We start from the raw sequence: 26634 nt of genomic DNA, 5'->3' as shown, positions 1-26634 counted from the left end.
CGCACGAACGCCGAGAGGGCGGGTCCGGACGTCGTCCGGACCCGCCCTCTCGGCGTTCGTGCGAGGAACCCGGTCGATCATCGGCGGGTGGCTGTCCGACACGCTGGTCGGGGGCACCACCCGCCGATGATCGACGGGAGGTGGGCTACCTCAGTGGGCGTGCCCGTGGCCGTGCGAGTGGCCGTGACCGTGGCCGCCGCCGGCGCCCTCGTGCTCGTCCTCCGGCGCCTCGACGACGGCGGAGTCGGTGGTGAGGATCATCGCCGCGATCGAGGTGGCGTTGCCCAGCGCGGCCTTGGTGACCTTGACCGGGTCGATGACGCCCTGGGCGACCAGGTCGCCGTACTCGCCGGTGGCGGCGTTGAACCCGGTGCCGATGCCGGCCTCGCGCACCTTGCTCGCGACGACCCGCCCCTCGAAGCCGGCGTTCTCGGCGATGCGGACCAGCGGGGCGTCCAGCGCCGTGCGGACGGCGCGGGCGCCGGTCAGCTCGTCGCCGGTGAGGTCCAGCGCGTCGATGGCCGCGGCGGCGTGCACCAGCGCGGAGCCACCACCGGGGACGACGCCCTCCTCCACCGCGGCGCGGGTGGCGGCGATGGCGTCCTCGATCCGGTGCTTCTTCTCCTTCATCTCGACCTCGGTGGCCGCACCCACGCGGATGACACCGATGCCGCCGGCCAGCTTCGCGAGCCGCTCCTGCAGCTTCTCGCGGTCCCAGTCGGAGTCCGTCGCGTCGATCTCGCGGCGGATCTGCGCCACGCGCTCGGCGATGGCCTCGGTGCCGCCACCGCCGTCGACGATCGTCGTCTCGTCCTTCGTGACGACGACGCGGCGGACGCTGCCGAGCACCTCGGTGCCGACCGAGTCGAGCTTCAGGCCGACGTCCTCGCTGACGACCTGACCGCCGGTGACGATCGCGAGGTCGGTCATGAAGGCCTTGCGCCGGTCGCCGAAGAAGGGCGACTTCACCGCAACGACCTTGATGGTCTTGCGGATGGAGTTGACGACGAGGGTCGACAGCGCCTCGCCCTCGACGTCCTCGGCGACGATGAGCAGCGGGCCACCGCCCGAGCCGAGCACCTTCTCCAGCAGCGGCAGCAGGTCGGCGAGCGCACCGATCTTGCCCTGCACCAGCAGGACCAGGGCGTCCTCGAGGACGGCCTCCATGGCCTCGGTGTCGGTGACGAAGTAGGGCGACAGGTAGCCCTTGTCGAACTGCAGGCCCTCGGTGACGTCGAGCTCGGTGGAGAGGGTGTTGCTCTCCTCGACGGTGATGACGCCGTCCTTGCCGACCTTCTCCATCGCCTCGCCGATCAGGGTGCCGACCTCGGCGTCCTGGGCGGAGATGGTGGCGACGCCGGCGATCGCGGCCTGGTCCTCGACGGGGATCGCGATCTCGTCGAGCGCCTTGTGCACGGCGTCGACGGCGGCGCGCATGCCGCGGCCGAGCTCCATCGGGTTGGCGCCGGCGGCGACGTTGCGCATGCCCTCGTGCACCAGCGCCTGGGCCAGCACGGTGGCGGTGGTGGTGCCGTCACCGGCGACGTCGTTGGTCTTGGTGGCGACGTTCTTGGCCAGCTGCGCGCCGAGGTTCTCGTACGGGTCCTCGAGGTCGACCTCGCGGGCGATCGTGACGCCGTCGTTGGTGATCGTCGGGGCGCCGAACTTCTTGTCGAGCACGACGTTGCGCCCGCGCGGGCCGAGGGTCACCTTGACCGCGTCGGCGAGCTTGTCCACGCCGCGCTCGAGCGCGCGGCGGGCGTCCTCGTTGAACTTGATGATCTTGGCCATGGGCCGACTCCTCGATCAGTGCTTCAGGGGTGAGACGACGACCGCCCCGGGACCCGGTGGAACGGGTCGCCCGGGGCGGTCGGTTCGTGCGACGGGCGTCAGGGACGCCCGGAGTGGAGAGGAGAGGTCACTTCTCCACGACGGCGAGCAGGTCGCGCGCGGACAGGACGAGGAAGTCCTCGCCGCCGTACCGGACCTCGGTGCCGCCGTACTTCGAGTAGATGACCACGTCGCCCACGTTGACGTCGAGCGGGACGCGGTTGCCGTTGTCGTCGACACGACCGGGGCCCACGGAGATGACCGTGCCCTCCTGCGGCTTCTCCTTGGCGGTGTCCGGGATGACCAGACCGGAGGCGGTGGTGGTCTCGGCCTCGTTGGCCTGGACCACGACACGGTCCTCCAGCGGCTTGATGCTGACCTTGGTAGCGGTCGTCACGTCGGTGACGCCCCCTTCGGGATCGGACGGGCTGGCTATGACTGGGTGGTGCTGATGCTGTGGCACGGACCTGCACACCTGCCGTCGCGGGGGTCAGGTGGCTGCCGTGTCGATTGGCACTCTACCCATGAGAGTGCCAGCCGCTCAACCGGGTCCCCCGTCGGTGTCTCCGGCCGGTGCGTCACGCTGACGCCGTGCCCGCCGACGCGTCCGGAACCCACCCGGAGGGGATGCTCGAGCAGCTCACCCTGCTCCGCACCGCCGAGGGCACCGCGGCCCTCGAGCTGGCTGCCTCGCTGCACGCCGCCGGCGTCGACGTCCTGGCCGGGCTGGACCGGCTGCGCGCCGCCGTCGGCGCCGAGCTGGCCGGACCGGCCTGGGGCTTCGCCCGGCTGCGCGCCCGGGCCCGGCCGGTCTTCGGGGCCGACGCCGACCGGCTGTTCCTCACCGACGACACCCTCGAGCAGGCCGGCCGCCCCGAGCTGGCCGCCCGCCGGGCCGCCCGGCTGCTGACCGCCGGCGACGAGGGGGTCGACTCCGTCGCCGACCTCGGCTGCGCGGCCGGCACCGACACGATCGCCCTCGCGCGGGCCGGCGTCAGCGTGCTCGCGGTCGACGTCGATCCGCTCGCCCGCGCGCTCACCGCGGCCAACGTCGAGGCGCTCGGTCTGGCCGACCGGGTCTGGGTGGTCGCCGGTGACGCCGTCGAGCTCGTGGCAGCCGCGCGCGGGGGCGAGGTGGCCGGGTGCGCGGCCGCCGTCCTGGACCCCGCCCGCCGCGCCGGGGGACGCCGCCTGCTGGACCCCGACCGCTGGTCACCGCCCTGGACGACGGTCGTCGACCTGCTGGACCGGGTGCCGGTGACCGTCGTCAAGGTGGCGCCGGGGCTGGACCACGACCGCGTCCCCGCCGGGATCGAGGCCGAGTGGGTGTCGGTGAAGGGGTCGATCGTCGAGGCGCTGCTGTGGGGCCGCGAGGTGTCGACGGTGTGGCGGCGGGCGACCGTCGTCCGCGGCGGCGTCGTCGCCGAGCTGACCGCCGACGCCGATCCCGGGCCCGCGCCGACCGCCCCGGTGCGCGGCTGGCTGCACGAGCCGGACCCGGCCGTGATCCGCTCGGGGCTGGTGTCGCTGGCGGCCGCCGAGCTCGGCGCGACCCTGGTCGACCCGACGATCGCCTACCTGACCTCCGACGCGCGGGCCGACTCCCCCTGGGTGAGCTCCTACCGCGTCGAGGAGGTGCTGCCGTTCAACCTGAAGAGGCTGAAGGCGCTGCTGCGCGCCCGCGGGGTGGGCCGGGTGACCGTGAAGAAGCGGGGCTCGGCGATCGAACCGGAGGAGCTGGCGCGACAGCTGCGCGGCCCGGGCGAGGGGTCGGCGGTCGTCGTCGTCACCCGGGTGGCCGGCAAGCCCACCGCCCTCGTCTGCGGAGTGTGAGACCGCAGGAAACCTGCGCTCTCACACTCCGACGACGTCGATCGGCAGGGAGCTGTCCGCGCCCAGCTCCGGCGCCGAGGGGGCGACACCTGCCGCGACCAGCCGGGACCCCAGCGCGGCGACCATCGCGCCGTTGTCGGTGCACAGCCGCGGGCTGGGCACCCGCAGCACGATGCCCGCAGCGGCGCACCGCTCCTCGGCCAGGGCCCGGAGCCGCGAGTTGGCCGCCACGCCCCCGCCGAGGACGAGGTGGTCCACGCCGTGGTCGCGGCAGGCCCGCACCGCCTTCGCGGTGAGCACGTCGGCGACGGCCTCCTGGAAGGATGCGGCGACGTCGGCGACCGGCACCGGCTCGCCGGCCCGCGACCGCGCCTCCACCCACCGGGCGACGGCGGTCTTCAGCCCGGAGAACGAGAAGTCGTAGGGCGCGTCCCGGGGGCCGGTCAGGCCGCGCGGAAAGGCGATCGCCGCGCCGTCCCCCTCGCGGGCCGCCCGGTCGATCGGCGGGCCGCCGGGGAACGGCATGCCCAGCACCCGGGCCACCTTGTCGAACGCCTCCCCCGCCGCGTCGTCGATCGTGCGCCCGAGCGGGACGACCTCGCGGGCGAGGTCGGGCACGAGCAGCAGCGAGCTGTGCCCGCCCGAGACCAGCATGGCGATCGAAGGCTCGGCCAGGGGCCCGTGCTGGAGCTCGTCGACGGCGACGTGCGCGGCCAGGTGGTTGACCCCGTACAGCGGCACGTCCAGGGCCAGCGCGTAGGCCTTGGCGGCGGCCAGGCCGACCAGCAGGGCGCCGGTCAGCCCCGGCCCGGCGGTGACGGCGACGGCGTCGACGTCGGAGGCCTGCACCCCGGCCTCGGCCAGCGCCCGGTGCACGGTCGGCACCATCGCCTCCAGGTGCGCCCGGGAGGCGATCTCCGGGACGACGCCGCCGAAGCGCTCGTGCTCGGCCATGGAGGTGGCCAGGGCGTCCGACAGCAGGGTGTGGCCGCGGACCAGCCCGACGCCGGTCTCGTCGCACGAGGTCTCGAAGCCCAGGACCAGTGGCTCTGTCACGGCGTGCGCTCCCTGTCGTGGGGCGCTCCCGCAGGGCGCTCCCGTCTCATCACCACGGCGTCGGTGTTGCTCGGCTGGTAGTAGCGCGGACGCCGGCCGATCTCGGCGAACCCGCGACGGCGGTACAGGCCCTGCGCGACCTCGTTGTCCGCCCGCACCTCCAGCAGGACGGCGGGGCTGCGCCGGTCGGCCTCGGCGAGCAGGGTGTCGAGCAGCAGCGCGCCCAGGCCCTCGCCCTGCCGGCTCCCGGTCACCCCGATCGTGGCGACGTGCGCCTCGTCGTCGTAGGCGATCAGCCCGGCGTACCCGACGACGTCCGCGCCGTCGACGGCGACCAGGTAGGAGCGGGTGTCGGTGCGGGAGAGCTCGTCGCGGTACATCGACGCCGTCCACGTGTCGGGCGCGAACAGCTCCTCCTCCATCCGCATCACCGCCGGCAGATCGGCCAGCCGCATCGGCCGCAGCCGCACCTCGCTCACGTGGTGGTCACCGGCTTGAACGACGTCGGCGGGGTCGCGTCGGGGCGGCGCAGGTACAGGGGCACCAGGGGTGCGGGCGGCGCCGAGCCGTCGAACAGCGCGGGGTCGGCCAGCTGCGGAGCCGCGGCGCGCAGCAGCCCCGCCGTCGTCACCTCGGCCGCCGACACCGGCGCGCCGAGACGCTCGGCGAACGCCGGATCCCCCACGAACGGGCCGGTCAGCTCCGCGGCCTCCGGGCGGACGACGCCGGGCCCGTCCGCGCGGGCGCCGTCGGCGGTGTAGGTGGCCCAGTAGAGCTCCTTGCGGCGGGCGTCGGTGACGACGGTGCGCGCCCCGGACCCGACGGCGTCCAGCGAGCAGACGCCGACCACCGGCAGCCCGCGGGCGTCGGCGATCGCCGCGGCGGTGACCACGCCCACCCGCAGCCCGGTGAACGGGCCGGGGCCGAGGCCGGTGACCACCGCCCCGACGTCGGCCAGCGCCACGCCGGCGTCGGCGAGCACGCCGCGGATCGCGGGCGTCAGCAGCTCCGCGTGCCGGGTGCCGGAGGGGACGGCGCGCTCGGCGAGCACCTCGGGCTCCCTCCCGGGCGACCACCGGGCGAGGCCGGCCAGCAGGGTCGGCGTCGCGGTGTCCAGGGCGAGTACGAGCACGGGAAGCCAGGTTAGACCGGCAGCTCGTACACGACCTCCGGCCCGTCGACGTCGTCCGCCTGCGTCCCGACCTCGCGGAACCCGAAGGGCCGGGCGACCGCCCGCGACGCCGCGTTGGACGGGGCGATCGACAGCCGCACCACCGAGATCCGCGGATCCCGGCGGGCCCGGTCGAGCAGGACGGCCAGCGCCGCCCGGGCGTAGCCGCGGCGCCGGTGCTCCGGGAGGACTGCGTAGCCGATCTCGACCATGCCGCGGTCGTCGGGCGGCCCGTGGAAGCCCGCGCGGCCGACGACGACGCCCCGGTCGGGGTCCACGACGACGCCGGTCACCCACGCCGCGGCCGCGGGATCGGCGGCCACCTGGTCGGCCCGCATCCGCCACAGCGGCCGCCACGCGGGGTCGGCGAACCCCGCCGGCAGCGGGGCGGGCGCGGCGGCGGTCGCGGCGGCCAGGTTCCCGGCGGCCAGCGCGGCGAACACCGGCCCCGACAGCGACAGGACCTCCACCCGGACGGTCACGGGACGCCGTCGGGGTGCCCGTCCGCCGCCAGTCGCTGGTCCCAGCCGGGCCCGTGCGGCACGAGCACGGCGGTGCGGACGTCGTCCTCGCGCCGGTCCAGCCGGACGAGGAGGTGCTCGTCGGCCAACTGCTCGACCAGCCCCTCCCCCCACTCGACGACGGTCACGGAGTCGGCGACGGTGACGTCGAGGTCCAGGTCGTCGACGTCGGCGACGCCGCCGAGCCGGTAGGCGTCCACGTGCACCAGCGGCAGCCGACCGCCCCGGTGCACCCGGGCGATGACGAAGGTCGGCGAGGTGACCGGCTCGCGGACCCCGAGCGCGGCGCCGATCCCCTGGGTGAGCGCGGTCTTGCCCGCGCCGAGCGGGCCGACGAGCACCACGAGGTCACCCGGGCGGACCAGCCCGGCCAGGGCGGCGCCGAGGGCACGGGTGTCCTCGGGGGTGGGGAGCTCGTGCTCGCGCCTCACGCCAGGACCTCCGCGACCGCCGCCAGGTCCGCCAGCAGCCCCGCCCGGGGGGCGCCGTCGGGGCCGAACCGGAGGGCCGCCGACGGGTGGTAGGTCGCCCAGACGTCGCGCCCGTCGACCTCGTGCGGGCGGCCGCGCACCGCGGCCAGCACCGTGCGGGGCCCGAGGAACCACTTCGCGCTGGACAGGCCGAGCGCGACGACGACCTGCGGGTCCAGCAGCTCCAGCTGACGCCGCAGCCAGCCGCTGCAGCGCGCGACCTCCGGCGCCTTCGGCGTGCGGTTGCCCGGCGGGCGGCACTTCACGACGTTGAGCACCGCCACCTCGGCGCGGTCCAGGCCGGCCTCGCCCAGCAGCCGGTCCAGCAGCGCGCCGCTCCTCCCCACGAAGGGCCGGCCCGTCTCGTCCTCGGTCGCGCCGGGCGCCTCCCCGACGAGCGCGAGGCGCGGGCGCCCGGACGCGGGGACGTCGCCGACGACGACGTGCTGCCGGGCGCCGGCGAGCTCCGGGCAGGCGAGGCAGCCGCGCGCGGACGCGGCGAGCGCGTTCCAGTCGGGGGCGGCGGCCGCGCTGCGCGCGACCTCCTCGGCCGCGGCGTCGAGGCGGGGCGGACGGGGAGCGGCCACGTCTCGCACCCTACGGAGGCCGCGACCGCCCGGCATCGCCCGGCGTGCCCGAGGAGGACCCGACCGACGCCCGCCGTTCACGGCTGGGCACCCACGTCCCCCCGGCCCGCGGTCAGGCGGTCGCGGCCGTGCGCTCGGCGCTCACCCGGCGGATCAGCGCCGACAGGGCGGCGGTCACCTCCGTGGGCTTCTCCAGCGGGACCATGTGCCCCGCGCCGGCGACCACGACGTGCTCCACCCGCTCGGCGTCGTCCCCGCCGAGCAGGTCGACCAGGGTCGCGCTGTGCTCGGGCGGGATGAGGGTGTCGCTGTCGCCGGTGAGCACCAGGGTGGGGACGGCGCGCAGCGGGGAGAGGGCGCCGGTCTCGTCCAGGCCCGCCAGCGCCGGGTAGAACTCCGCGATCACGTCGACCGGGGTGCCGGCGATCATGGCGTCGACGTAGCGGCCCAGGGCCGGGTCGACGTCGCGCGAGGCGAACGACAGCGACCAGGTGGCGGCGGAGACGACCGAGGCGGCGAGCCGGCGGGTGCGCTCGGCGAAGCCCGGGCGGCGGCGCATCGTCCAGGCCGCCACCGGGATGACCGCGGCGCGGATCCGCGTGAAGAACTCGGGCAGGCCGAACGAGAGCTCGGCGAGGTTGCCGCTCGAGGTGGACAGCAGCGCGGCCCCGACGACGCGGCCGCCGAACAGCTCCGGACGCAGCTCGGCGAGCGCCATCACCGTCATGCCGCCCATCGAGTGCCCGACCAGCACCACCGGCCCGCGCGGCGCCCGCGAGGCCAGCACCGCGGCCAGGTCGCGGCCCAGCTGCTCCATCGTCGACCGCTCCGCCCGGCCGCGGCCGGAGGAGCCGTGCCCGCGCTGGTCGTAGAAGACCAGCCGCGCCTTCGGCCGCGAGCCGTTGGCGGTCGCCAGCTCCGCGCCCAGCGACCGGCGCTGGAAGGTCCAGGAGTGCATCGACAGCGTGTAGCCGTGCACGAAGACGACGGTCAGCGGCGCGTCGAGCGGGCCCACCTCCTCCACCGAGAGCAGGACGCCGTCGTCGGCCTGCACCAGCGCGGTCCGGTCGGCGCGGCGCGCCGCCGGGCCTAGCGGATCCTCCTCGCGCAGCTCGGCGTCGGTGGCGCCGGCCGGCAGGCCCGCGGCCGACCCGACCCGCTCGGCGTCGACCCGGCGGGCGGCGTGCCGGTGCACGGCGACCCCGACCGCGGTGCCGGCGGCGGCCAGCCCGGCGACCGCACCGACGACGCCCGCGGTGTGGTGGGGGCCGTGCGCCGGCTTCGCCGGGGGCTTGCGCGCCGCCATCAGACGGTCCCCGCGGTGCCGGTGTAGCGGCGGGCGAACCGGCCGCCGATCCGGGCGACCAGCTCGTAGTGGATGGTGTCGACCGCGTCGGCCCACTGCTGCGCGGTCGGCTCGCCGTCGGTGCCCGGACCCCAGAGCACCACCCGGTCGCCCGCGCGCACCGGGGCGTCGCCCACGTCGAGCACGAACTGGTCCATGCAGACCCGGCCCGCGATGGTCCGCTGCGCCCCGCCGGCCAGCACCGGCGCGCGGTTGCCCCCGGCGCGCGGAACGCCGTCGGCGTACCCCACCGGGACGACCGCGAGCGTGGTCTCGGTCGTCGGCGAGTAGGTGTGCCCGTAGGAGACGCCGACGCCGGCCGGCACCCGCTTGGTCAGCAGCACCCGGGCCTGCACGGTCATCGCCGGGCGCAGCCCGTGGGCGGACGGGTCCCCGCCGAGCGGGTCCAGCCCGTAGACGGCGATGCCCGGGCGGACCAGGTCGTACCAGGTCTCGGGCAGCGCCACCGTGGCCGCCGAGTTCGCCAGGTGCCGGCGGGCGTCGCGCAGGCCGGCGTCCCGGGCGAGGCCGACGGCCTCGTCGAACACCGCCTTCTGCCGGCCGATCGTCGGGTGGGTCGGGGCGTCGGCGTAGGCCAGGTGGCTCCACAGGCCGACCACCTCGACCTCGCCCCCGGCCTGGGCCCGCGCCGCCGCGGCCACCAGGTCCGGCCACTCCTGCGGGGTCGCCCCGCCGCGGGAGAGCCCGGTGTCGATCTTCAGGTGCAGGCGGGCGGTGCGGCCGGTCGACCGGGCGGCCGCGACGACCTCGTCGACGCCCCACGTCGCGTTGACCGACACCTCGACGTCCGCGGTCAGCGCCGCCGCGAAGTCCTCGCCCGGGGCGTTGAGCCAGGCCAGCAGCGGGGCGGTGACCCCGGCCGCGCGCAGCGCCAGGGCCTCCTCGATCACGGCCACGCCGAGCTCGTCGGCGCCACCGGCGAGCGCCGCGCGGGCCGACGGCACCAGGCCGTGGCCGTAGCCGTCGGCCTTGACCACGGCCATCAGCGGCCGGCTCACCCGCTCGCGCAGGGCCGCGGTGTTGGCGGCGATGGCGTCGAGGTCGACGACCAGCTCGGCCCGGGCGGGTGCACTGCTCATCCGCTCAGTCTCCCAGGCCCGCGCCGCTCCCCCGCCGCAGCCGCGCCAGTGTCCGGGGCAGCCGACGCACGAGGTCCCCGGCGATCAGCGGCCCGCCCTCGGCCGCCAGCTGCCCGGCCCGCCCGTGCACGTGGGCGGCCGTCGCCGCCGCCTCGGCCGCGGGCAGGCCGGCGGCCAGGAGCGCACCGGCGATCCCGGAGAGCACGTCGCCGGTGCCGGCGGTGGCCAGTTCCGGCGTGCCGGTGCCGTTGACGAACGCCGGCCCGTCCGGCGCTGCGACAATCGTGGCGGCCCCCTTGAGCAGCACCACCGCCCCGAGGTCCGCGGCCAGCCGCCGGGCCGCGCCGATCCGGTCGGCGCCGACGTCCTGCCCGAACCGGGCGAACTCGCGGTCGTGCGGGGTCAGCACGGTGGGCGCCGTCCGGTCGCGGACCAGGTCCGGACGGCGCGCGACCAGGGTGAGCGCGTCGGCGTCCAGCAGCACCGGGAGATCGGTGGCCAGCACCTCCGCCACGACGTCGGCCGCACCGTCGTCCGTGCCCATGCCGGGGCCGACCACCCAGGCCTGCACCCGGCCGGCGTCGGACGGGCGCCCCTCGGTGACGATCGCCTCCGGCCACGCGGCCCGCACGCCGGCAGCCGCCGTGCCCGCGTAGCGGACCAGCCCCGGCCGGGTGCGCAGCGCCGCGCCGGTGCACAGCACCGCCGCCCCCGGGTAGGTCGCCGAGCCGGCGACGATCCCGACGACGCCCCGGGAGTACTTGTCGTCCGCGTCCGTGGGCGGCTCGAGGCGTGCGGCGACGTCGTCGTCGGTGAGCCGGACCGCGCGCGGTCGGGGCAGGGTGCCGGCGAGTCCGATGTCGACCAGGTGCACCTGCCCGGCGTGCTGCCGGCCCTCGCCCACCACCAGGCCCGCCTTGACCGCGCCGAACGTCACGGTGTGCTGCGCGGGGAAAGCCCGCCCCGCGACGGCGCCGGTGTCCGGGTCGACCCCGCTGGGCAGGTCGACGGCGACCATCAGCCCCGGCCCGGCCGCCGCCCGTACCACCAGCGCAGCCGCCTCGGGGCGCAGCCCGCCCCGCCCGCCGAGGCCGGTGATGCCGTCGAGCACGAGGTCGGCGCGGTCCAGGCCGGTCGGCCCGTCGGGCCCGGCGACCCGGCCCCCGGCTCGGCGCAGCCGGGCCAGTCCCGCCGGGTGCGCGCGGTCGGGGTCCAGCAGGACCGCCGTCACGCGGGCGCCCCGGGCGGCCAGCTGCGCTCCGGCGAACAGGGCGTCGCCGCCGTTGTCGCCGGCGCCGACGAGCGCGGTGACCCGCGTGCCGTGCGCGCGGCCGAGCAGCCGCAGGCAGACCGTCGCCAGGCCCGTCGCCGCACGCTGCATGAGGGCGCCCTCCGGTCCGGCGGCGAGCAGCGGCGCCTCGGCCGCGCGCACCTCGTCGGCCGTGTGCAGCCCGATCACGCGGTCTCCCCGGTCACGTCTCGTCCTCGCTGCGCGGGATGCCCTCGGCGAGCACGAACGCCGACGCGATCCCGCCGTCGTGGCTCAGCGACAGGTGCCAGGAGGTGACCCCGAGCTGGTGCGCGCGCCGGGCGACCGTCCCCTGCACGCTCAGCCGCGGCCGCCCGTGGTCGCCCACGACGACCTCGGCGTCGTGCCAGCGCAGGTCACCCGGCGCGCCGAGGGCCTTGGCCAGCGCCTCCTTGGCCGCGAACCGCGCCGCCAGCGACTCCCCGGTGCGCGGCGCTCCGGACGGCGTGCGCTGCTCGTCCGCCGTGAAGAGCCGATCGCGCAGCCCCGGGGTCCGCTCCAGCGACGCGGCGAAGCGGTCCACGGGGACGACGTCGATGCCGATCCCGATGATCATGGAGTCAGTCTGTCAAGTCCGTCCGGGATCGGCCGCCCTCCAGGGGGCCGCGCCGAGCCTGCGAGGCGTCGGGGGGAAGGGTGGTCCCCCATCACGTCTGCACCGGCCGGCCCCCGACCGCGCACCTCAAGCGGGGGTGCTGAGCTCCTCGAGGAACGCGTCGACGGCGCTGGTGAAGTCGTCGTTGTCGTCCCCGGCCACCATGTGCCCCGCCTCGGCGACGTCCACCACGCGGGCGTGCGGCACGACCGCGAGGAACTCCGCGATGCCCTCGTCGTCCACGACGTCCGAGCGCCCGCCGCGGACCACCAGGACCGGCGCGGTCACGGCGCGGGCGAGGTCGAGCAGCGGCTCGGGCCGGGTGCCGGGGCGCGGCTCGTCGTCCGGGACGATCTGCATCATCGCCGGGTCCCAGTGCCAGTACCAGCGGCCGTCCTCGCGCCGGCGGACGTTCTTCTTCAGGCCCTCGGGATTGGTCCGCCGCGGGCGCTTCGTGTAGGCGGCTATGGCGTCCGCCACCTGGTCGAGGTCGTCGAAGCCGTCGAGGTGGGCACGCATGAACTCACCGATCCGCTGCACCCCGGCGGCCGCGGTGCGGGGCACGATGTCGACGAGCACGAGGGCCCGCGCCGCGGAGGGGTCGCGCCCGGCCACGCTGAGCGAGGTCAGGCCGCCGAGGGAGGCGCCGACCAGCACGACCCCGCGGCCCATCTGCTCGACGACCCGGGCGATGTCGGCGGCGTAGCGATCCATGCCGTACGTGCCGTCGGGCGACCAGTCGCTGTCGCCGTGCCCGCGCAGGTCCAGCGTCGTGGTGATCCAGCCCCGCCCGGCCAGCGCCTGCGCGGCACCGCCCCACGAGTGGCGGGTCTGGCCGCCGCCGTGCAGGAAGAGGACCTGGCCGCGGTCGCCGCCGGTCCACCGGTCGCCGCGCAGGGCGACGTCGCCACAGTCGTAGGAGACCGCCTCGGGCGCCTCGATCGTCGTCATCCGTCGGACAGTAGGGACCCGCCGCTCCGCCACCGCACCCGGCCTCGCTGCAGGGGCCCGCGCCGAGCTCGCGAGGCGTGGGCGGCAGCGAGGTCCGTCATTCGACGGTGACGGACTTCGCCAGGTTCCGGGGCTGGTCGACGTCGTAGCCGCGGGTGTCGGCGATCTCGCAGGCCAACACCTGCAGCGGCACCGTGGTGACCACGGGCGCCAGCAGGGTCGGGGTGCGCGGCACGCGGATGATGTGGTCGGCGTAGGGGACGACGTCCTCGTCGCCCTCCTCCGCGATCACGATGGTGCGCGCCCCGCGGGCCCGGACCTCCTGGATGTTGGACACGACCTTGCCGTGCACCGACTCCCGGCTGCGCGGCGACGGGACGACGACCACGACCGGCGTGCCCTCCTCGATCAGCGCGATCGGGCCGTGCTTGAGCTCGCCGGCGGCGAACCCCTCGGCGTGGATGTAGGCGAGCTCCTTGAGCTTGAGCGCGCCCTCCAGTGCCACCGGGAAGCCCACGTGCCGGCCGAGGAACAGGATGGTGCCGGCGTCGGCCAGGGACCGGCCCAGCGCGCGGACCGGCTCCATCTGCTCGAGCACCCGGGCCACCTGCTCGGGCAGGCCGCGGAGGTCCTCGACGATGGCGGCGACCTCGTCCTCGTACTTGATGCCGCGCACCTGGGCCAGGAAGAGTCCGACGAGGTAGCAGGCCACGACCTGGGTGAGGAACCCCTTGGTCGAGGCGACGGCGACCTCGGGGCCGGCGTGGGTGTAGAGGACGGCGTCGGACTCGCGCGGGATCGTCGAGCCGTTGGCGTTGCAGATGGCCAGCACGCGAGCCTTCTGCTCCTTGGCGTGCCGCAGCGCCATCAGGGTGTCCATCGTCTCGCCGGACTGGCTGATGACGATGACGAGCGTGGAGCGGTCCAGCACCGGGTCGCGGTAGCGGAACTCGCTGGCGACCTCGACCTCGACGGGGATGCGGGTCCAGTGCTCGATCGCGTACTTGGCGATGAGGCCCGCGTGGTAGGCGGTGCCGCAGGCGACGACGAACACCTTGTCGATGTCGCGCAGGTCCTGGTCGGAGAGACGGACCTCGTCCAGCACCAGCTGGCCGGTCTCGCTCAGCCGACCGAGCAGGGTGTCGGCGACGGCCCGGGGCTGCTCGGCGATCTCCTTGAGCATGAACCAGTCATAGCCGCCCTTCTCGGCGGCCGCGGCGTCCCAGTCGACGGTGTAGGCCTTCGGCTCCGCCGGGGCGCCGGCGAAGTCGGTGACCGTGAGCCCGCGGACGCGGTCGATCTCGACGACCTGGTCCTGCCCCAGCTCGCGGGCCTCGCGGGTGTGCGCGATGAATGCGGCGACGTCGGACCCCAGGAAGTACTCGGGGGTGGTCGTCCCGTTCCGGTCCACCGTCTCCCCGATACCGACGACCAGCGGGCTGTTGCGCCGCGCGGCGACCAGGGTGTCGGGCTCGTCTGCGTGCGTGGCGACGAGCGTGAACGCCCCCTCCAGCCGGCGGCACACGACGCGCATCGCCTCGGCGAAGCGGTCGGGCCCCGCGGGCAGCTCGTCGTAGGCCTCCGCCAGCAGGTGGGCGGCGACCTCGGTGTCGGTGTCGGAGGCGAACTCGATGCCGCGCTTCTCGCACCGCGCCCGCAGCGCCGCGAAGTTCTCGATGATGCCGTTGTGGATCACCGCGACCCGCCCGTCGGCGGACAGGTGCGGGTGCGCGTTGCGGTCGGTGGGCCCGCCGTGGGTGGCCCACCGGGTGTGCCCGATGCCGATGGTCGACGCGGGGAGGGGCGAGTCCGCCAGCACCTTCTCGAGGTTGGCCAGCTTGCCGGCCTTCTTCGCCGAGGCGAGCTCGCCGGCGGCCCCGTCGCCCACCCGGACCGCCACGCCTGCGGAGTCGTAGCCGCGGTACTCCAGCCGGCGCAGACCCTCAAGGACGACGTCCAGGGCGTCCTGCGGACCGACGTAACCCACGATGCCGCACATTCGCCCGAGGGTACCGGCGGAACTCCCGGCGCCGGGGACGCGAGGCGTGGCCTCGCTCCGACGGGGGGCCTCGCCGGGAGGAGCCGCTGCCCGCTCAGCCGACGGTGGCGACGACCCCGGCGAGCCGGTGGGCGACCTCGTCCGCCCGCTCCTGGGTGGGCGCCTCGACCATGACGCGGACCAGCTGCTCAGTGCCCGAGGGGCGCAGCAGCACGCGGCCGTCCTCGCCGAGCTCGGCCTCCACGGCGTTGACCGCGTCGGCCACGGCCGTGCTCTCCACGACGGCGATCCGGTCGCGCACCGGCACGTTGACCAGCACCTGCGGGAGCCGCTCGACCACCGAGGCCAGCTCGGCCAGCGAGGAGCCGGTCACCGCCATCCGGCGCAGCAGCGCCAGGCCGGTGAGCAGGCCGTCGCCGGTGGTGGCGTGGTCGAGGAAGACGAGGTGGCCGCTCTGCTCGCCGCCGAGGCTCAGGCCGCCGCGGCGCAGCGCCTCGAGCACGTAGCGGTCGCCGACGGCGGTGGTCTGCACCGCGATGCCGGCGCGCCGCATCGTGTGGTGGAACCCGAGGTTGCTCATCACGGTGGCCACGACGGTGTCCTGCCGCAGCTCGCCGCGCTCCTTCAGCCCGAGGGCGCACATGGCGAGGATGGCGTCGCCGTCGACGAGGTCGCCCGCGGCCGAGACGGCCAGGCAGCGGTCGGCGTCGCCGTCGTGGGCGATGCCGAGGTCCGCGCCGTGCGCGCGGACGGCCTCGGTCAGCGGCCCCAGGTGGGTGGAGCCGATGCCGTCGTTGATGTTCCAGCCGTCGGGCTCGCCGCCGATGACGTGGACCGTCGCCCCCGCCCGCCGGTAGACCTCCGGCGCCACGCCGGACGCGGCGCCGTGCGCGCAGTCGACGACGAGGGTGAGCCCCGACAGCGGCTGGTCGACCGTCGTGAGCAGGTGCTCGGTGTAGCGGGTGGCGCCGTCGGCGAGGTCGCGGACCCGGCCGATCTGCGCGCCGACGGGCCGGTGCCCGTCGCTGCGGCGGCGGTGGGTGGTGACGATCTGCTCGATCTCGGCCTCGACCGCGTCGGGGAGCTTGTGCCCGCCGCGGCTGAACAGCTTGATGCCGTTGTCGGGCATCGGGTTGTGGCTCGCGGAGATCATCACGCCGAGGTCGGCGCCGGTGTCCGCCGTCAGGAAGGCGACGGCCGGCGTGGGCAGCACGCCCACGCGGAGGACCTCGGCCCCCGCGCTGGAGAGCCCCGCCACGACCGCGGCCTCGAGCATCTCCCCGCTGGCGCGGGGGTCGCGCCCGACGACCGCGACGGGACGTGAGGTCCCGTCGCGGTCGGCGAGCACACCTGCGGCGGCACGTGCCACCGCCAGGGCCAACTCGGGCGTGAGGTCGTCGTTGGCCCGACCTCGGACGCCGTCGGTCCCGAAGAGTCGCCCCCCCATGGCCCGCGGAGCCGAACCGGTCAGCGCTTGCTGTACTGAGGCGCCTTGCGGGCCTTCTTCAGGCCGTACTTCTTGCGCTCCGTGACGCGGGCGTCGCGGGTGAGGAAGCCGGCCTTCTTGAGGGCCGGACGGTCCTCGGGCTCGATCTCGATGAGCGCCCGGGCGATGGCCAGGCGCAGCGCGCCGGCCTGGCCGGAGACGCCGCCGCCGTGCAGCAGGCCGACGACGTCGTACTGCTCGCCCTTCTCCAGGATGGTGAAGGGCTCGCGGATGAGCTGCTGGTGCACCTTGTTCGGGAAGTACTCCTCGATGGTGCGACCGTTCAGCTTGAACTGGCCGGTGCCGGGCAGCAGCCGCACGCGGACGACGGCCTCCTTGCGGCGGCCGACGGTCTGGATCGGACGCCCGTCGGCGTCGGTCACGGTCAGCGCGCTGGTCACTGGGCCACCTGCTTGATCTCGAAGGGCTGGGGCAGCTGGGCGGCGTGCGGGTGCTCGGCCCCGGCGTACACCTTCAGCTTCTTGAGCATCTGCCGGCCCAGGCTGTTGTGCGGCAGCATCCCCTTGACCGCGCGCTCGATGACGCGGTCGGGGTGCGTGCGCAGCTGGTCGCCGACGTTGATCGTCTTCAGGCCGCCCGGGTAGCCGGAGTGGCGGTAGGCGACCTTCTCCTCGCGCTTGGCGCCGGTCAGGGCCACCTTGCCGGCGTTCACGATGACGACGAAGTCACCGACGTCGACGTGCGGGGCGAACTGCGGCTTGTGCTTGCCGCGGAGCAGGATCGCGGTCTGGGTGGCGAGTCGACCGAGCACCACATCAGTGGCGTCGATGACGTGCCAGACCCGGGAGACCTCTCCGGGCTTGGGGGTGTACGTGCGCACGGCGCTCGTGTCCTCCGTCGTCGTCGGGGTGGCTGGTGGGATCGCCTCACCGAACACGGGAGACGTCTCGGCGCGCGCGCACCAGCCTGCGGCAGCGCACCAGCGGATGACGATACCAGCTAGGGAACCGACGCCTGACGGGGCGACCCGGACCTGGAACGGCCGCCCTTCAGGGGCCCGCGCCGAGCCTGCGAGGCGTGGGGGAAGGGTGGTCCTTCTTCAGTCCGCGATGAGGGCGCGCTGGGCCGGGAGGAGCTCGTTCATCCGGGTGTAGTCGTCCGCGGCGGTGAGCCCCCCGACGTCGACGCTGGCCAGCAGGGTCCGGAAGCCGACGTAGCAGCGCTGGTAGAACTGCCCGCCGCCCTGGTCGAAGACGAAGCAGGGCGCCTCGGGGATGGCCGGCAGCACGAACGGCGTCCCCCCGAAGGCCGTCGTCTCCAGCTCCCGGAAGCCGTTGTAGACGGCGTTGGTCTGCTCGGTCGACCCGAACCGGTACACCGCGACGGCGTACAGGGCGTCGCCCTCGTCGGACTGCTTGGCGTAGAACCCGGCGAAGCCGTTGGCCCCGAGCAGCTCGCGCTCCCGCCCCGGATCGATGGCGATCCGCAGGTAGCCCTCGAAGTCGTAGGGGCCGGAGAAGTCATTGAAGTCGCCCGGCGGGTCCAGCGTCATGGCCTGCAGCCCGTCGGGGTCGGTCGGCAGGTTCGGGACGTCGGCCTGGGGTGTCGGCGTGAAGTTCCGCAGCAGCGCCTCCTGGTCGGCCAGCAGCCGGGTGAGGTCGGCGGCGGCCGCGGAGGCGAGCCCCTCGTGCCACACGTAGGCCACCGTGCGGCCGAACGGCAGGAACGCCTGCACCGTCGCCCGGTCGCCCTCCTGGAGCAGGAGCGCGCCGCCGTCGGTCTCGACGGGGACCACCTGGAAGCCGTCGATCGCCTGCGCGTCGACCAGCTCGTTCGCCGCCCGGGCCGCGGCCTCGGGGTCGGAGAGCTCCATGACGAGCGTCAGCGTGGCCGACGAGCCGTCGGCGGTCTGGTTGCACTGGCCCCAGGCGGTGACGAACCCGTAGTCCTCCAGGATGCCGGCCGCCGTGCCCGCGGTGAAGTAGACGGACTCGAGGGCGTCGGGCGACGTCGACGGGCCCGACGGGAAGCACGCCTCGGTGCGGTCGGGGAAGCTCGTCTCCACCAGCGCGGTGACCGACGCGATGCGGTGGGCCTCGAGCAGCAGGCCCACGCCGCGGGGCGGCGGCGGGATGATGTCGAGCGGCGGCTCGCTCGGCTCGGTGGTCGCCGGCGCGCTCGAGGTGGTGGGCGTCGGCTCGACGGTCGTGGCGGGGCTGGCGGTGCCCTCGACGGTGCTCGTGCAGCCGGCCACCGCCGTGAGCAGCAGCAGCCCCGCCGTCCGGGCCCACCACCCCCGCGTCACGGCTCGACCTGGCGCAGCCGGCCCGTCTCGACGTCGTAGACGGTGCCGCAGATGTCCTTGGACAGCAGGTACGGGGACTCGTTCAGCAGCCGGATGGACTCCCGCACGTCCGCGTCCACGTCGGTGAAGGTGCGCGCCGCCCACGGCGGCCGGTGCCCGGTGGCCTGCTCGACGAGATCGGCGAGCCCGGCGTCGTCGGTCTTCTGCAGGCCGCAGTCGGTGTGGTGGACCAGCACGATCTCGCGGGTGCCCAGCACGTGCTGGGAGATCGTCAGCGAGCGGATGGTGTCCTCGGTGATCACGCCACCGGCGTTGCGGATGACGTGCGCGTCGCCGACCGCGAGGCCCAGCACGCCGAAGAGCGGGATCCGGGAGTCCATGCAGGCGACGACCGCCGTCTTGCGCCCCGGGGCGACCGGCTTGCTCCCGGGGAAGGACTTCGCCCACTCCTCGTTCGCCGCCAGCATCTGCTCGTACTCCGCCATCGACCTGCCTTCCGTCCGTCCTGCCAGGGCGGATCGACCCTAGCTGCGGCCCATCGGACAGGATGGGCGGGTGCGGACGGTCGAGGAACACCGGGCAGTGGTCGCCGGCCTGCTGCCGGTCATGCGGGCCGAGCGGGTGCCGCTGGAGCAGGCCCACGGCCGGGTGCTGGCCGCCGACCTGCCGGCGCTGGTCGCCCTCCCCGGCTTCGACAACTCGGCCATGGACGGCTACGCCGCCCGCGCCGCGGAGCTGGCCGACCTGCCGGCGCGCCTGCCGGTGGCCGACGACGTCCCGGCCGGCCGCACCGACGTCCGGCCGCTGGCGCCGGGAACGGTGCAGCGGATCATGACCGGCGCCCCGCTGCCCGCCGGCGCCGACGTCATCGTGCCGGTGGAGCTGACCGACGCCGGCACGACGACGGTGGAGATCCGCTCCAGCCCCGCGGTCGGCACGCACCTGCGCCGGGCCGGCGAGGACATCGCCGCGGGCACCGTCGCGATCGCCGCCGGCACGCCGCTGGGCGCCGCGCAGCTCGGCCTCGCCGCAGCGGTGGGCCACCGGGAGCTGCTCGTCGCCCGGCGACCGCGCGTGCTCGTGCTCTCCACCGGCAGCGAGCTGGTCGAGCCCGGCGCCGACCTGCTCCCGGGGCAGATCTACGAGTCCAACTCCGCGCTGCTCGTCGCCGCCGTGGACGATGCGGGGGGTGTCGCCCGGCGGCTGCACTTCGTGCCCGACGACGTCGACCAGTTCCTCGCCACCGTGCGCGCCGAGCTCGCCGGGCGGGGCGACGACGCGGCCGACCTGCTGATCACCAGCGGCGGGGTGAGCGCCGGCGCGTACGAGGTGGTCAAGGACGCCTTCGCCGCCCTGGGCACCGTGGAGTTCCTCAAGGTGGCCATGCAGCCCGGCGGGCCCCAGGGCGCCGGCACGGTGGACGGCGTCCCGGTGGTGACGCTCCCCGGCAACCCGGTCAGCGCGTTCGTCTCCTTCGAGGTCTTCGTGCGCCCGGCCCTGCGCCGCGCCCTCGGGCACGCCGCCCCCGACCGGCTGCACGCCCCCGCCGTCCTGGCCGAGCCGCTGCGCTCCCCCGCCGGGCGCCGCCAGTTCCTCCGCGGCCGCTACGACGGCGGGCGCGTCTCGCAGGTCGGCGGCCCCGGATCGCACCTGGTCGCCCACCTGGCCCGTGCCAACTGCCTGGTCGTCGTCCCCGAAGACGTCACCGACCTGCCCGCCGGCGCCTCCGTGGACGTCGTGCTGATCGAGGGAGCACTGCAATGAGCGAGCCCCGCCTGACCCACGTCGACGACTCCGGCGCCGCCCGGATGGTGGACGTCTCCGCGAAGGCGGTCACCGCCCGCGAGGCCACCGCGGCCGGCCGCGTCCTGGTCAGCCCGGAGGTGGTCGCGCTGCTGCGCGGCGAGGGCGTGCCGAAGGGTGACGCGATCGCGGTGGCCCGCATCGCCGGCATCGCCGGGGCCAAGCGGACGCCGGACCTCGTGCCGCTGTGCCACCCCATCGCGCTGCACGGCGTGCGGGTCGAGCTCGAGGTCACCGACGAAGCCGTCGAGATCACCGCCACCGCGCGCACGGCCGACCGCACCGGCGTCGAGATGGAGGCGCTGACGTCGGTCGCCGTCGCCGGGCTGACGATGATCGACATGGTGAAGGCGGTGGACCCGCGGGCCTCCATCACCGACGTGCGGCTGCTGGCCAAGTCCGGCGGCAAGAGCGGCGAGTGGCGCCGGTGAACGGCCTGGTCGAGGGGGCTCGCGCCGTCGTCGTCACCGCGTCCAACCGCGCCGCGGCCGGGGTCTATCCCGACCGCAGCGGTGAGGTGCTGGCCGAGGGGCTGCGCGGCCTGGGCTTCGTCGTCGACGGCCCGCACGTGCTCCCCGACGACCGCGAGGAGCTGGCCCGCGTGCTGCGCGAGGCGGTGGCCTCGGGCGCCGACGTCGTCCTGACCACCGGCGGCACGGGCCTCTCCCCCACCGACGTCACCCCCGAGGCGACCCGGGACGTGCTGGAGCGGGAGGCCCCGGGCATCGCCGACGCCGTCCGCCGCTACGGCGCCCCGCAGGTGCCGACGGCGGTGTTGTCCCGCGGGCTGGCCGGCACCGCGGGCCGGACGCTGATCGTGAACCTGCCGGGCTCGACCGGAGGCGTCCGCGACGGCCTCGCCGTCCTCGGTCCGCTGCTCCCCCACGTGGTCAGCCAGCTCCGCGGCGGCGACCACATCTGACGTCGGCCTACCGGCCGACACCGCGACCACGTGCCGTCTCCTGCTCCGCTGAGCCCTGCCCTCGCACCCTTCGCGAACCCCTTCGGGGCCCACTCCGGCACGAGCCCCGCAGGGCGGCCTCAGTCAAGGGCGAGCCGGTCGGTGCGCGAGTAGACGTTGCAGCCGTCGCCGCGGAGGAAACCGACGAGGGTGATGCCGACGTCGGCGGCCAGCTCCACGGCCAGCGACGACGGCGCCGACACCGCGGCCAGCACGGGGATGCCGGCCATCGCCGCCTTCTGCGTGAGCTCGAAGCTGGCCCGTCCGCTCACCACGAGCACGTGCCCGGACAGCGGCAGCCGGCCCGCGCGGACGGCGTCGCCCACCACCTTGTCCACGGCGTTGTGCCGTCCCACGTCCTCCCGCACCGCGACCAGCTCGCCGGCGACGGTGAACAGCCCTGCCCCGTGCAGCCCACCGGTCCTGTCGAACACCTGCTGCGCGGCCCGCAGCCGGTCGGGCAGGCCCAGCAGGACCTCCAGGGGCAGCCGGAGCGCGTCGGCGGCGACGTCGTGGCGGGTGCGGGTCCGGATCGCGTCGATGCTGGCCTTTCCGCAGACGCCGCACGAGCTGGAGGTCAGGAAGTTGCGGTCCAGCGCCGTGTCCGGCGGCTGCACGCCGGGCGCCAGGTCGACGTCGACCACGTTGTAGGTGTTGCGCCCGTCGGCGTCCACCGAGTCGCAGTAGCGCAGCGCCAGGACATCGGCGGCCGACGCGATGACACCCTCGGTCGCGAGGAAGCCGTGCACCAGGTCGAAGTCGTCCCCCGGGGTGCGCATCGTGACCGCCAGCGGGGACCCCGACAGCCGGATCTCCAGCGGCTCCTCCGCGGCGACCGTGTCCGGGCGCGTGCTCCGCTGCTCGCCGCGGATGCGCAGTACCGGTGTCCGGCTGGTGACTCGTCCCACGTCGGGCGACGGTACCCACGCAAGGGCCCTACGGTTCGCTCGTGCCCGCGCTGCCGCCCTACGCCGCCGTCGTCCTGGCCGGGGGCCGGGCCGCCCGGCTCGGGGGTCAGGCCAAGCCCCAGCTGGAGGTCGGCGGGCGGTCGATGCTCGCCGCCGTGCTCGCCGCCGTCGCCGACGCCCGGACCCGGCTGGTCGTGGGCCCGCCGCAGCCCGTCCCCGCCGGCGTCCAGGTGCTCCGCGAGCAGCCGCCGGGCGGCGGCCCCGTCGCCGCGATGCGCGCCGGCCTCGCGCGGGTCGACACCGACGTCGTCGCGGTCCTGGCCGGCGACCTGCCCTTCCTGACCGCGGAGCTCGTCCGGGCGCTGCGCGACCGGCTCACGGCCGACGGCGTGCTGGTGGTGGACGACGCCGGCCGCGACCAGTTGCTGCTCGGGGTGTGGCGCACCGCGGCGCTGCGGACGGCCCTGACCGGGGCGCCGGCGCACGCACCGGTGCGACGGGTGCTGTCGCCGCTGACGTTCACCCGGTGGCGGCCCCCGGTCGAGCCGGACCGGCCGGCGCCGTGGACCGACTGCGACACTCCCGCGGACCTCGCCCGCGCCCGCGCCGCCGCCGCCGCGGGGAGTGCCGCCCCGGCCGACGGGTAGGGGCGTCGCATGCGCATCGTCGTCGCCGGCGCCCACGGCCAGATCGCCCGCCGTCTCGGCCGCCTGCTGTCCGCCCGCGGGGACTCGGTGGTCGGGATCGTCCGCAACCCGGCCCACCGGTCCGATCTCGCCGACGACGGCGTCGATCCGGCCGTCCTGGACCTGGAGACGGCGTCGGTGGACGACGTGGCCGCGGTCGTCCGGGGCGCCGATGCGGTGGTCTTCGCTGCGGGCGCCGGTCCGGGCAGCGGCATCGCCCGCAAGGACACGGTCGACCGCGCCGCCGCCGTCCTGCTCGCCGACGCGGCCGAGCGGGCCGGCGTCCGCACCTACCTGCTGGTCTCCTCCATGGGGGCCGACCTGGTCGCGGGCGGGGCGACACCCGAGGGCGTCGACGAGGTCTTCACCGCCTACCTGCGGGCCAAGCTCGCGGCCGAGGAGGCGGTCCTCGGCCGGCCGGGGCTCGCGGTGACGGTGCTGCGGCCGGGCGGGCTCACCGACGACGCCGGCACGGGGTCGGTCACGCTGGCACCGTCGGTCGACCGCGGCTCCGTTCCGCGCGACGACGTCGCCGCCGTCCTGGTCGCCCTGCTCGACGCGCCCCTCGACGGCGCGGTGCTCGAGCTGGTGTCGGGGCCGACCCCGGTCGCCGAGGCGGTCAGGTCGGCCGGACCGCGCGGGTGACCTCGGCCCGCGCGGCGAGCTCGTCGTCGGGCGGGTAGTCGACCCGCAGGAGGGTGAGCCCGCCCGGCGGGACGACGGGGACCTCGCTGGACCGCTCGGACGACCGGAGCAGCGCCGCGGGCCAGTCCGCCGTCCGCCGACTCTCGCCGACGGCCGTCAGGGCGCCCACGAGGCTGCGCACCATCGAGTGGCAGAACGCGTCGGCGGAGGCGTGCACCCGGACCAGGTCGCCCTCGCGGGTCACGCGCAGGTCCAGCAGGGTCCGGATGGTCGTGGCGCCCTCCCGCCGGCGGCAGAAGGCGGCGAAGTCGTGCAGCCCGACCAGCGGGGCCGCCGCGGCCGCCATGGCGTCGGCGTCGAGCCGGCGCGGCCAGCCGACGGTGTCGGCCCGGCGCAACGGATCGGGGCCGGCGTCGACGTCGGTGAGGCGGTAGACGTAGTGGCGGGCCAGCGCCGAGAACCGGGCGTCGAAGTCGAACGGGACCTCGCGCACGGCACGGACGGCGATGTCGCGGGGCAGCACGCCGCGCAGCCGCCGGACGAGCTTGCCGCGCTGCTCCTCCCAGACCGGTCGCTGCAGGTCGGCGTGGGCCACCTGGCCCGTCGCGTGCACCCCCGCGTCCGTGCGGCCGGCGACGGTCAGCGACACCGGGACGCGCAGCACGCGGGCCAGGCCCTCCTCGAGGTCGGCCTGCACCGTCCGCTGGTCGGGCTGCCGGGCCCAGCCGTGCAGCGCCGTCCCGTCGTAGGCGACGTCGAAGCGGACCCGGACCAGGCCGCTGCGCTGCTCGATCCGGAGACGGACGAGCCCGCCACCGGGATCGGTGACGGGCTCGTCGGGGTGGTGCGCGTTCAGGGCGTCACTGGGGGTCGGGAGCGGAGTCCCCGCCCTCGTACTGCTGGCTGGCAGCGTCCCCGAGCTCGGCGGCCTCGATCTCCGCGGCGGCCGCGCTCGCGACCTCCGGGGACAGGCCGGGGTCGTCGACGATCGAGATGTTCTGCCGCTCCGGCTGGGCCACGACCGACGAGAAGTCCTGCCGGTTGCCGTCAGGGCTGAACACGTCGGTGACGACCTCCTGCGCCTCGGCGTCGGCCGTGCCCGGCGTGGTGTCGCCGTCCGGCTCGGTCACTTGGCGCCGTCCGCGTCCTCGGCGGTCTCGTCGGCCGCCTCGGCCGTCTCGTCGGCTGACTCGGCGTCGACCTCGTCGGGCGAGTCCGCGCTGTCGGCGCTCTCCGCCGAGTCGGCACTGTCGGCCTGCTCCAGGGCGTCGGCGGTGACCTCGCCGCCGGCGGCGGCGGTGCCGGCGCTGGTCGCGAACTGCGTGCCGCGGGCCCGCTCGGCCTCGCCGACGGCCTGCTGGGCGACGGTCAGGGCCTCGACCAGCTCGATGACCGCCATGGGGGCGTTGTCGCCCTTGCGCGGCCCGACCTTGGTGATCCGGGTGTAGCCGCCGGGCCGGTTCTCGAACCGGGGACCGATCTCGGCGAAGAGGTGGTGGACGACGTCCTTGTCACGGATCGTCGTCATGACCTGACGACGCGCGTGCAGGTCACCGCGCTTGGCGAAGGTCACCAGCTTCTCGGCCAGCGGGCGCAGCCGCTTGGCCTTCGCCTCGGTGGTGGTGATCCGGCCGTGCTCGAACAGCGAGGTGGCCAGGTTCGCCAGCATCAGCCGCTCGTGCGACGGGGAACCGCCGAGACGGGGGCCCTTGGTGGGGGTGGGCATGTCGGTCCTTCCTCAGGCGGCGCAGGCGGTCGTGCCGGGCCGCAGCCATGCTGTTCGTGTTCCGGTGCGTCGCCTCGCCCGCGGAGGGCGGAGCTGGCTGGTGCTGGATTCCGTGGCACCCAGTGTGGCGGGTGCCGGGACGGCACCGGACGGCGGGGCTGGCCCGCCGTCCGGCACCGGACTGCTCAGAGCTGCTCGGTCTCCTGGTACACCGCGTCGCCGAAGTCGCCGCCCTCGGCGTACCCGGTGGTCTGGTACGCGTCGGTCTCGTAGCCCTCGTCGTAGCTCTCGATGGAGCTCGGGATGAACCCGGGCGGGCTGTCCTTGAGGGCCAGGCCCATCGCGGCCAGCTTCATCTTGACCTCGTCGATGGACTTGGCCCCGAAGTTGCGGATGTCCAGCAGGTCCGCCTCGGAGCGGGTGACGAGCTCACCGACGGTGTGCACGCCCTCGCGCTTGAGGCAGTTGTAGGACCGGACCGTGAGGTCCATGTCCTCGATCGGCATCGAGAAGTTCGCGATGTCGGCGGCCTCGGCCGGGCTGGGCCCGACCTCGATGCCCTCGGCGTCGAGGTTCAGCTCGCGCAGCAGGCCGAAGAGCTCGACCAGCGTGGAGCCGGCGCTGGCGATGGCGTCACGGGGGACGATCGACGGCTTGGTCTCGACATCGACGACGAGCCGGTCGAAGTCGGTCCGCTGCTCGACACGCGTCGCCTCGACGGCGTAGGTGACCTTGAGGACCGGCGAGTAGATCGAGTCCACGGGGATGCGGCCGATCTCCTGGCCGGGCTGCTTGTTCTGCGGCGCGGGCACGTAGCCCCGACCCCGCTCGACGACCAGCTCGATCTCGAGCCGACCCTTGCCGTTCAGCGTGGCGATGTGCATGTCGGGGTTGTGCACCTCGACACCGGCCGGGGGCGCGATGTCGGCGGCGGTCACCTCACCGGGGCCCTGCTTGCGCAGGTACATGGTCACCGGCTCGTCGGAGTCGGAGCTGACCACGAGACCCTTGAGGTTCAGGATGATCTCGGTGACGTCCTCCTTGACGCCCGGCACGGTGGTGAACTCGTGCAGGGTGCCCTCGATCCGGATGCTGGTCACGGCAGCACCGGGGATCGACGACAGCAGGGTGCGACGCAGGGAGTTGCCGAGCGTGTAGCCGAAGCCGGGCTCCAGCGGCTCGATGACGAACCGCGAGCGCTGCTCGGAGATCGTCTCCTCGGTCAGGGTGGGGCGCTGTGCGATGAGCACGGTGGTTCTCCTTCGTGTCCTCCGGCGACCGCCATATGACGCCGTGAGGGGGTGGTGCTGGCTCCGGCGGACATCGGTCCGCCCGCCGGAACCCGGGCCCCCTGCAGGGTCCCACCGCGACCGGTGGGAGCAGGGG

General features: G+C 75.4%; 30 protein-coding genes. 6 read left to right on the top strand and 24 right to left on the bottom strand.

All coding sequences use genetic code 11. The annotated features are described in order from the left end of the window. Positions 1 to 150 precede the first annotated feature (150 nt). Positions 151 to 1791: a chaperonin GroEL gene (groL, locus tag BMY88_RS06200; RefSeq protein ID WP_091941243.1), complete on the bottom strand. Its 1641-nt coding sequence runs from the start codon at positions 1789 to 1791 to the stop codon at positions 151 to 153. 127 nt (positions 1792 to 1918) lie between these two features. Continuing rightward, a complete protein-coding gene (gene groES, locus BMY88_RS06195; RefSeq protein WP_091941241.1) occupies positions 1919 to 2227 on the bottom strand; it encodes a co-chaperone GroES in 309 nt (102 codons plus the stop codon). 194 nt (positions 2228 to 2421) lie between these two features. Between groES and BMY88_RS06190 the strand changes: the two genes are divergently transcribed. Next, complete coding sequence (locus BMY88_RS06190) at positions 2422 to 3663, top strand: class I SAM-dependent methyltransferase (RefSeq protein WP_244524479.1); 1242 nt, start codon at positions 2422 to 2424, stop codon at positions 3661 to 3663. A 21-nt stretch (positions 3664 to 3684) separates the two neighbouring features. Here the strand turns inward: BMY88_RS06190 and tsaD are convergent, their stop codons facing one another. From tsaD to BMY88_RS06105, 17 genes are all read right to left on the bottom strand, one after another. Further along, positions 3685 to 4719, bottom strand: a complete 1035-nt coding sequence (tsaD, locus tag BMY88_RS06185; RefSeq protein ID WP_091941237.1) for a tRNA (adenosine(37)-N6)-threonylcarbamoyltransferase complex transferase subunit TsaD — start codon at positions 4717 to 4719, stop codon at positions 3685 to 3687. Further along, positions 4716 to 5198 (bottom strand): ribosomal protein S18-alanine N-acetyltransferase, encoded by a 483-nt coding sequence (gene rimI, locus BMY88_RS06180; RefSeq protein ID WP_244524478.1) that lies wholly within the window; start codon positions 5196 to 5198, stop codon positions 4716 to 4718. The genes tsaD and rimI overlap by 4 nt, the downstream gene beginning before the upstream one ends. Beyond that, positions 5195 to 5851, bottom strand: coding sequence for a tRNA (adenosine(37)-N6)-threonylcarbamoyltransferase complex dimerization subunit type 1 TsaB (gene tsaB / locus BMY88_RS06175; RefSeq protein ID WP_091941235.1), 657 nt, complete (start codon positions 5849 to 5851; stop codon positions 5195 to 5197). The genes rimI and tsaB overlap by 4 nt, the downstream gene beginning before the upstream one ends. Positions 5852 to 5862: 11 nt before the next feature. After that, on the bottom strand, positions 5863 to 6372 hold the full coding sequence (locus BMY88_RS06170) for a GNAT family N-acetyltransferase (RefSeq protein WP_211435516.1): 510 nt from the start codon (positions 6370 to 6372) through the stop codon (positions 5863 to 5865). Then, on the bottom strand, positions 6369 to 6842 hold the full coding sequence (gene tsaE, locus BMY88_RS06165; protein ID WP_091941234.1) for a tRNA (adenosine(37)-N6)-threonylcarbamoyltransferase complex ATPase subunit type 1 TsaE: 474 nt from the start codon (positions 6840 to 6842) through the stop codon (positions 6369 to 6371). Before tsaE ends, BMY88_RS06170 begins: the two co-directional genes overlap by 4 nt. Further along, positions 6839 to 7468 carry a uracil-DNA glycosylase gene (locus tag BMY88_RS06160; protein ID WP_244524477.1) on the bottom strand — a complete coding sequence of 210 codons (630 nt, stop codon included), beginning with the start codon at positions 7466 to 7468 and terminating at the stop codon, positions 6839 to 6841. Before BMY88_RS06160 ends, tsaE begins: the two co-directional genes overlap by 4 nt. 112 nt (positions 7469 to 7580) lie before the next feature. After that, entirely contained in the window at positions 7581 to 8774 is a 1194-nt protein-coding gene (locus BMY88_RS06155) for an alpha/beta fold hydrolase (RefSeq protein WP_091941230.1), read from the bottom strand. Further along, a complete protein-coding gene (gene alr, locus BMY88_RS06150) occupies positions 8774 to 9913 on the bottom strand; it encodes an alanine racemase (RefSeq protein ID WP_091941228.1) in 1140 nt (379 codons plus the stop codon). The genes BMY88_RS06155 and alr overlap by 1 nt, the downstream gene beginning before the upstream one ends. Positions 9914 to 9917: 4 nt before the next feature. After that, entirely contained in the window at positions 9918 to 11372 is a 1455-nt protein-coding gene (locus tag BMY88_RS06145; RefSeq protein ID WP_091941226.1) for an NAD(P)H-hydrate dehydratase, read from the bottom strand. Between the two features lie 13 nt (positions 11373 to 11385). After that, positions 11386 to 11778: a holo-ACP synthase gene (locus BMY88_RS06140; RefSeq protein ID WP_091941224.1), complete on the bottom strand. Its 393-nt coding sequence runs from the start codon at positions 11776 to 11778 to the stop codon at positions 11386 to 11388. 126 nt (positions 11779 to 11904) lie between these two features. Beyond that, a complete protein-coding gene (locus BMY88_RS06135; RefSeq protein WP_091941222.1) occupies positions 11905 to 12768 on the bottom strand; it encodes an alpha/beta fold hydrolase in 864 nt (287 codons plus the stop codon). 97 nt (positions 12769 to 12865) lie between these two features. After that, positions 12866 to 14767, bottom strand: coding sequence for a glutamine--fructose-6-phosphate transaminase (isomerizing) (gene glmS, locus BMY88_RS06130; RefSeq protein WP_091941221.1), 1902 nt, complete (start codon positions 14765 to 14767; stop codon positions 12866 to 12868). Positions 14768 to 14861: 94 nt separating this feature from the next. Next, entirely contained in the window at positions 14862 to 16214 is a 1353-nt protein-coding gene (gene glmM, locus BMY88_RS06125) for a phosphoglucosamine mutase (protein ID WP_091941219.1), read from the bottom strand. Between the two features lie 20 nt (positions 16215 to 16234). Next, positions 16235 to 16654, bottom strand: coding sequence for a 30S ribosomal protein S9 (gene rpsI, locus BMY88_RS06120; RefSeq protein WP_091941217.1), 420 nt, complete (start codon positions 16652 to 16654; stop codon positions 16235 to 16237). Then, complete coding sequence (gene rplM / locus BMY88_RS06115) at positions 16651 to 17094, bottom strand: 50S ribosomal protein L13 (RefSeq protein WP_091941670.1); 444 nt, start codon at positions 17092 to 17094, stop codon at positions 16651 to 16653. The genes rpsI and rplM overlap by 4 nt, the downstream gene beginning before the upstream one ends. Before the next feature lie 219 nt (positions 17095 to 17313). Then, positions 17314 to 18519: a DUF7373 family lipoprotein gene (locus BMY88_RS06110; protein ID WP_091941215.1), complete on the bottom strand. Its 1206-nt coding sequence runs from the start codon at positions 18517 to 18519 to the stop codon at positions 17314 to 17316. Beyond that, positions 18516 to 19004, bottom strand: coding sequence for a beta-class carbonic anhydrase (locus tag BMY88_RS06105; protein WP_091941213.1), 489 nt, complete (start codon positions 19002 to 19004; stop codon positions 18516 to 18518). The genes BMY88_RS06110 and BMY88_RS06105 overlap by 4 nt, the downstream gene beginning before the upstream one ends. A 70-nt stretch (positions 19005 to 19074) precedes the next feature. On the opposite strand from BMY88_RS06105, the gene moeA reads away from it, so the two are divergent. The 3 genes from moeA to BMY88_RS06090 are packed head-to-tail and all read left to right on the top strand — an operon-like array spanning position 19075 to position 21244. Beyond that, the gene (gene moeA / locus BMY88_RS06100; protein WP_091941211.1) at positions 19075 to 20283 is read left to right on the top strand and encodes a molybdopterin molybdotransferase MoeA; all 1209 of its coding nucleotides are present in this window, start codon (positions 19075 to 19077) and stop codon (positions 20281 to 20283) included. Next, positions 20280 to 20753 carry a cyclic pyranopterin monophosphate synthase MoaC gene (moaC, locus tag BMY88_RS06095; RefSeq protein WP_091941209.1) on the top strand — a complete coding sequence of 158 codons (474 nt, stop codon included), beginning with the start codon at positions 20280 to 20282 and terminating at the stop codon, positions 20751 to 20753. Before moeA ends, moaC begins: the two co-directional genes overlap by 4 nt. Continuing rightward, entirely contained in the window at positions 20741 to 21244 is a 504-nt protein-coding gene (locus tag BMY88_RS06090; protein WP_244524476.1) for a MogA/MoaB family molybdenum cofactor biosynthesis protein, read from the top strand. Before moaC ends, BMY88_RS06090 begins: the two co-directional genes overlap by 13 nt. Positions 21245 to 21363: 119 nt before the next feature. Here BMY88_RS06090 and fdhD read toward each other — a convergent pair whose 3' ends face one another. Further along, positions 21364 to 22191 carry a formate dehydrogenase accessory sulfurtransferase FdhD gene (fdhD, locus tag BMY88_RS06085; protein ID WP_091941207.1) on the bottom strand — a complete coding sequence of 276 codons (828 nt, stop codon included), beginning with the start codon at positions 22189 to 22191 and terminating at the stop codon, positions 21364 to 21366. Positions 22192 to 22232: 41 nt separating this feature from the next. Here fdhD and mobA point away from each other — a divergent pair, with 41 nt between their 5' ends. Together mobA and BMY88_RS06075 are read left to right on the top strand one after the other, a co-directional pair. Further along, complete coding sequence (mobA, locus tag BMY88_RS06080; RefSeq protein WP_091941205.1) at positions 22233 to 22838, top strand: molybdenum cofactor guanylyltransferase; 606 nt, start codon at positions 22233 to 22235, stop codon at positions 22836 to 22838. Positions 22839 to 22847: 9 nt separating this feature from the next. Next, a complete protein-coding gene (locus BMY88_RS06075; RefSeq protein WP_091941203.1) occupies positions 22848 to 23522 on the top strand; it encodes an NAD(P)H-binding protein in 675 nt (224 codons plus the stop codon). Here BMY88_RS06075 and truA read toward each other — a convergent pair. From truA to BMY88_RS06055, 4 genes are all read right to left on the bottom strand, one after another. Next, complete coding sequence (gene truA, locus BMY88_RS06070; RefSeq protein WP_342008194.1) at positions 23497 to 24315, bottom strand: tRNA pseudouridine(38-40) synthase TruA; 819 nt, start codon at positions 24313 to 24315, stop codon at positions 23497 to 23499. The two genes, BMY88_RS06075 and truA, sit on opposite strands and share 26 nt — an antisense overlap. A gap of 67 nt (positions 24316 to 24382) precedes the next feature. Beyond that, positions 24383 to 24652 carry a hypothetical protein gene (locus BMY88_RS24310; protein ID WP_244524475.1) on the bottom strand — a complete coding sequence of 90 codons (270 nt, stop codon included), beginning with the start codon at positions 24650 to 24652 and terminating at the stop codon, positions 24383 to 24385. Next, a complete protein-coding gene (gene rplQ, locus BMY88_RS24835) occupies positions 24649 to 25248 on the bottom strand; it encodes a 50S ribosomal protein L17 (protein WP_091941199.1) in 600 nt (199 codons plus the stop codon). The genes BMY88_RS24310 and rplQ overlap by 4 nt, the downstream gene beginning before the upstream one ends. Before the next feature lie 185 nt (positions 25249 to 25433). Next, positions 25434 to 26498, bottom strand: coding sequence for a DNA-directed RNA polymerase subunit alpha (locus tag BMY88_RS06055; protein ID WP_091941197.1), 1065 nt, complete (start codon positions 26496 to 26498; stop codon positions 25434 to 25436). Positions 26499 to 26634: the final 136 nt, after the last annotated feature.

Origin of the sequence: Trujillonella endophytica, assembly GCF_900110555.1 — a bacterium.
GTDB lineage: Bacteria > Actinomycetota > Actinomycetes > Mycobacteriales > Geodermatophilaceae > Trujillonella > Trujillonella endophytica.
Note: the sequence above shows the minus strand (reverse complement) of the source record. Positions and strands in the feature narration are given on the sequence as shown.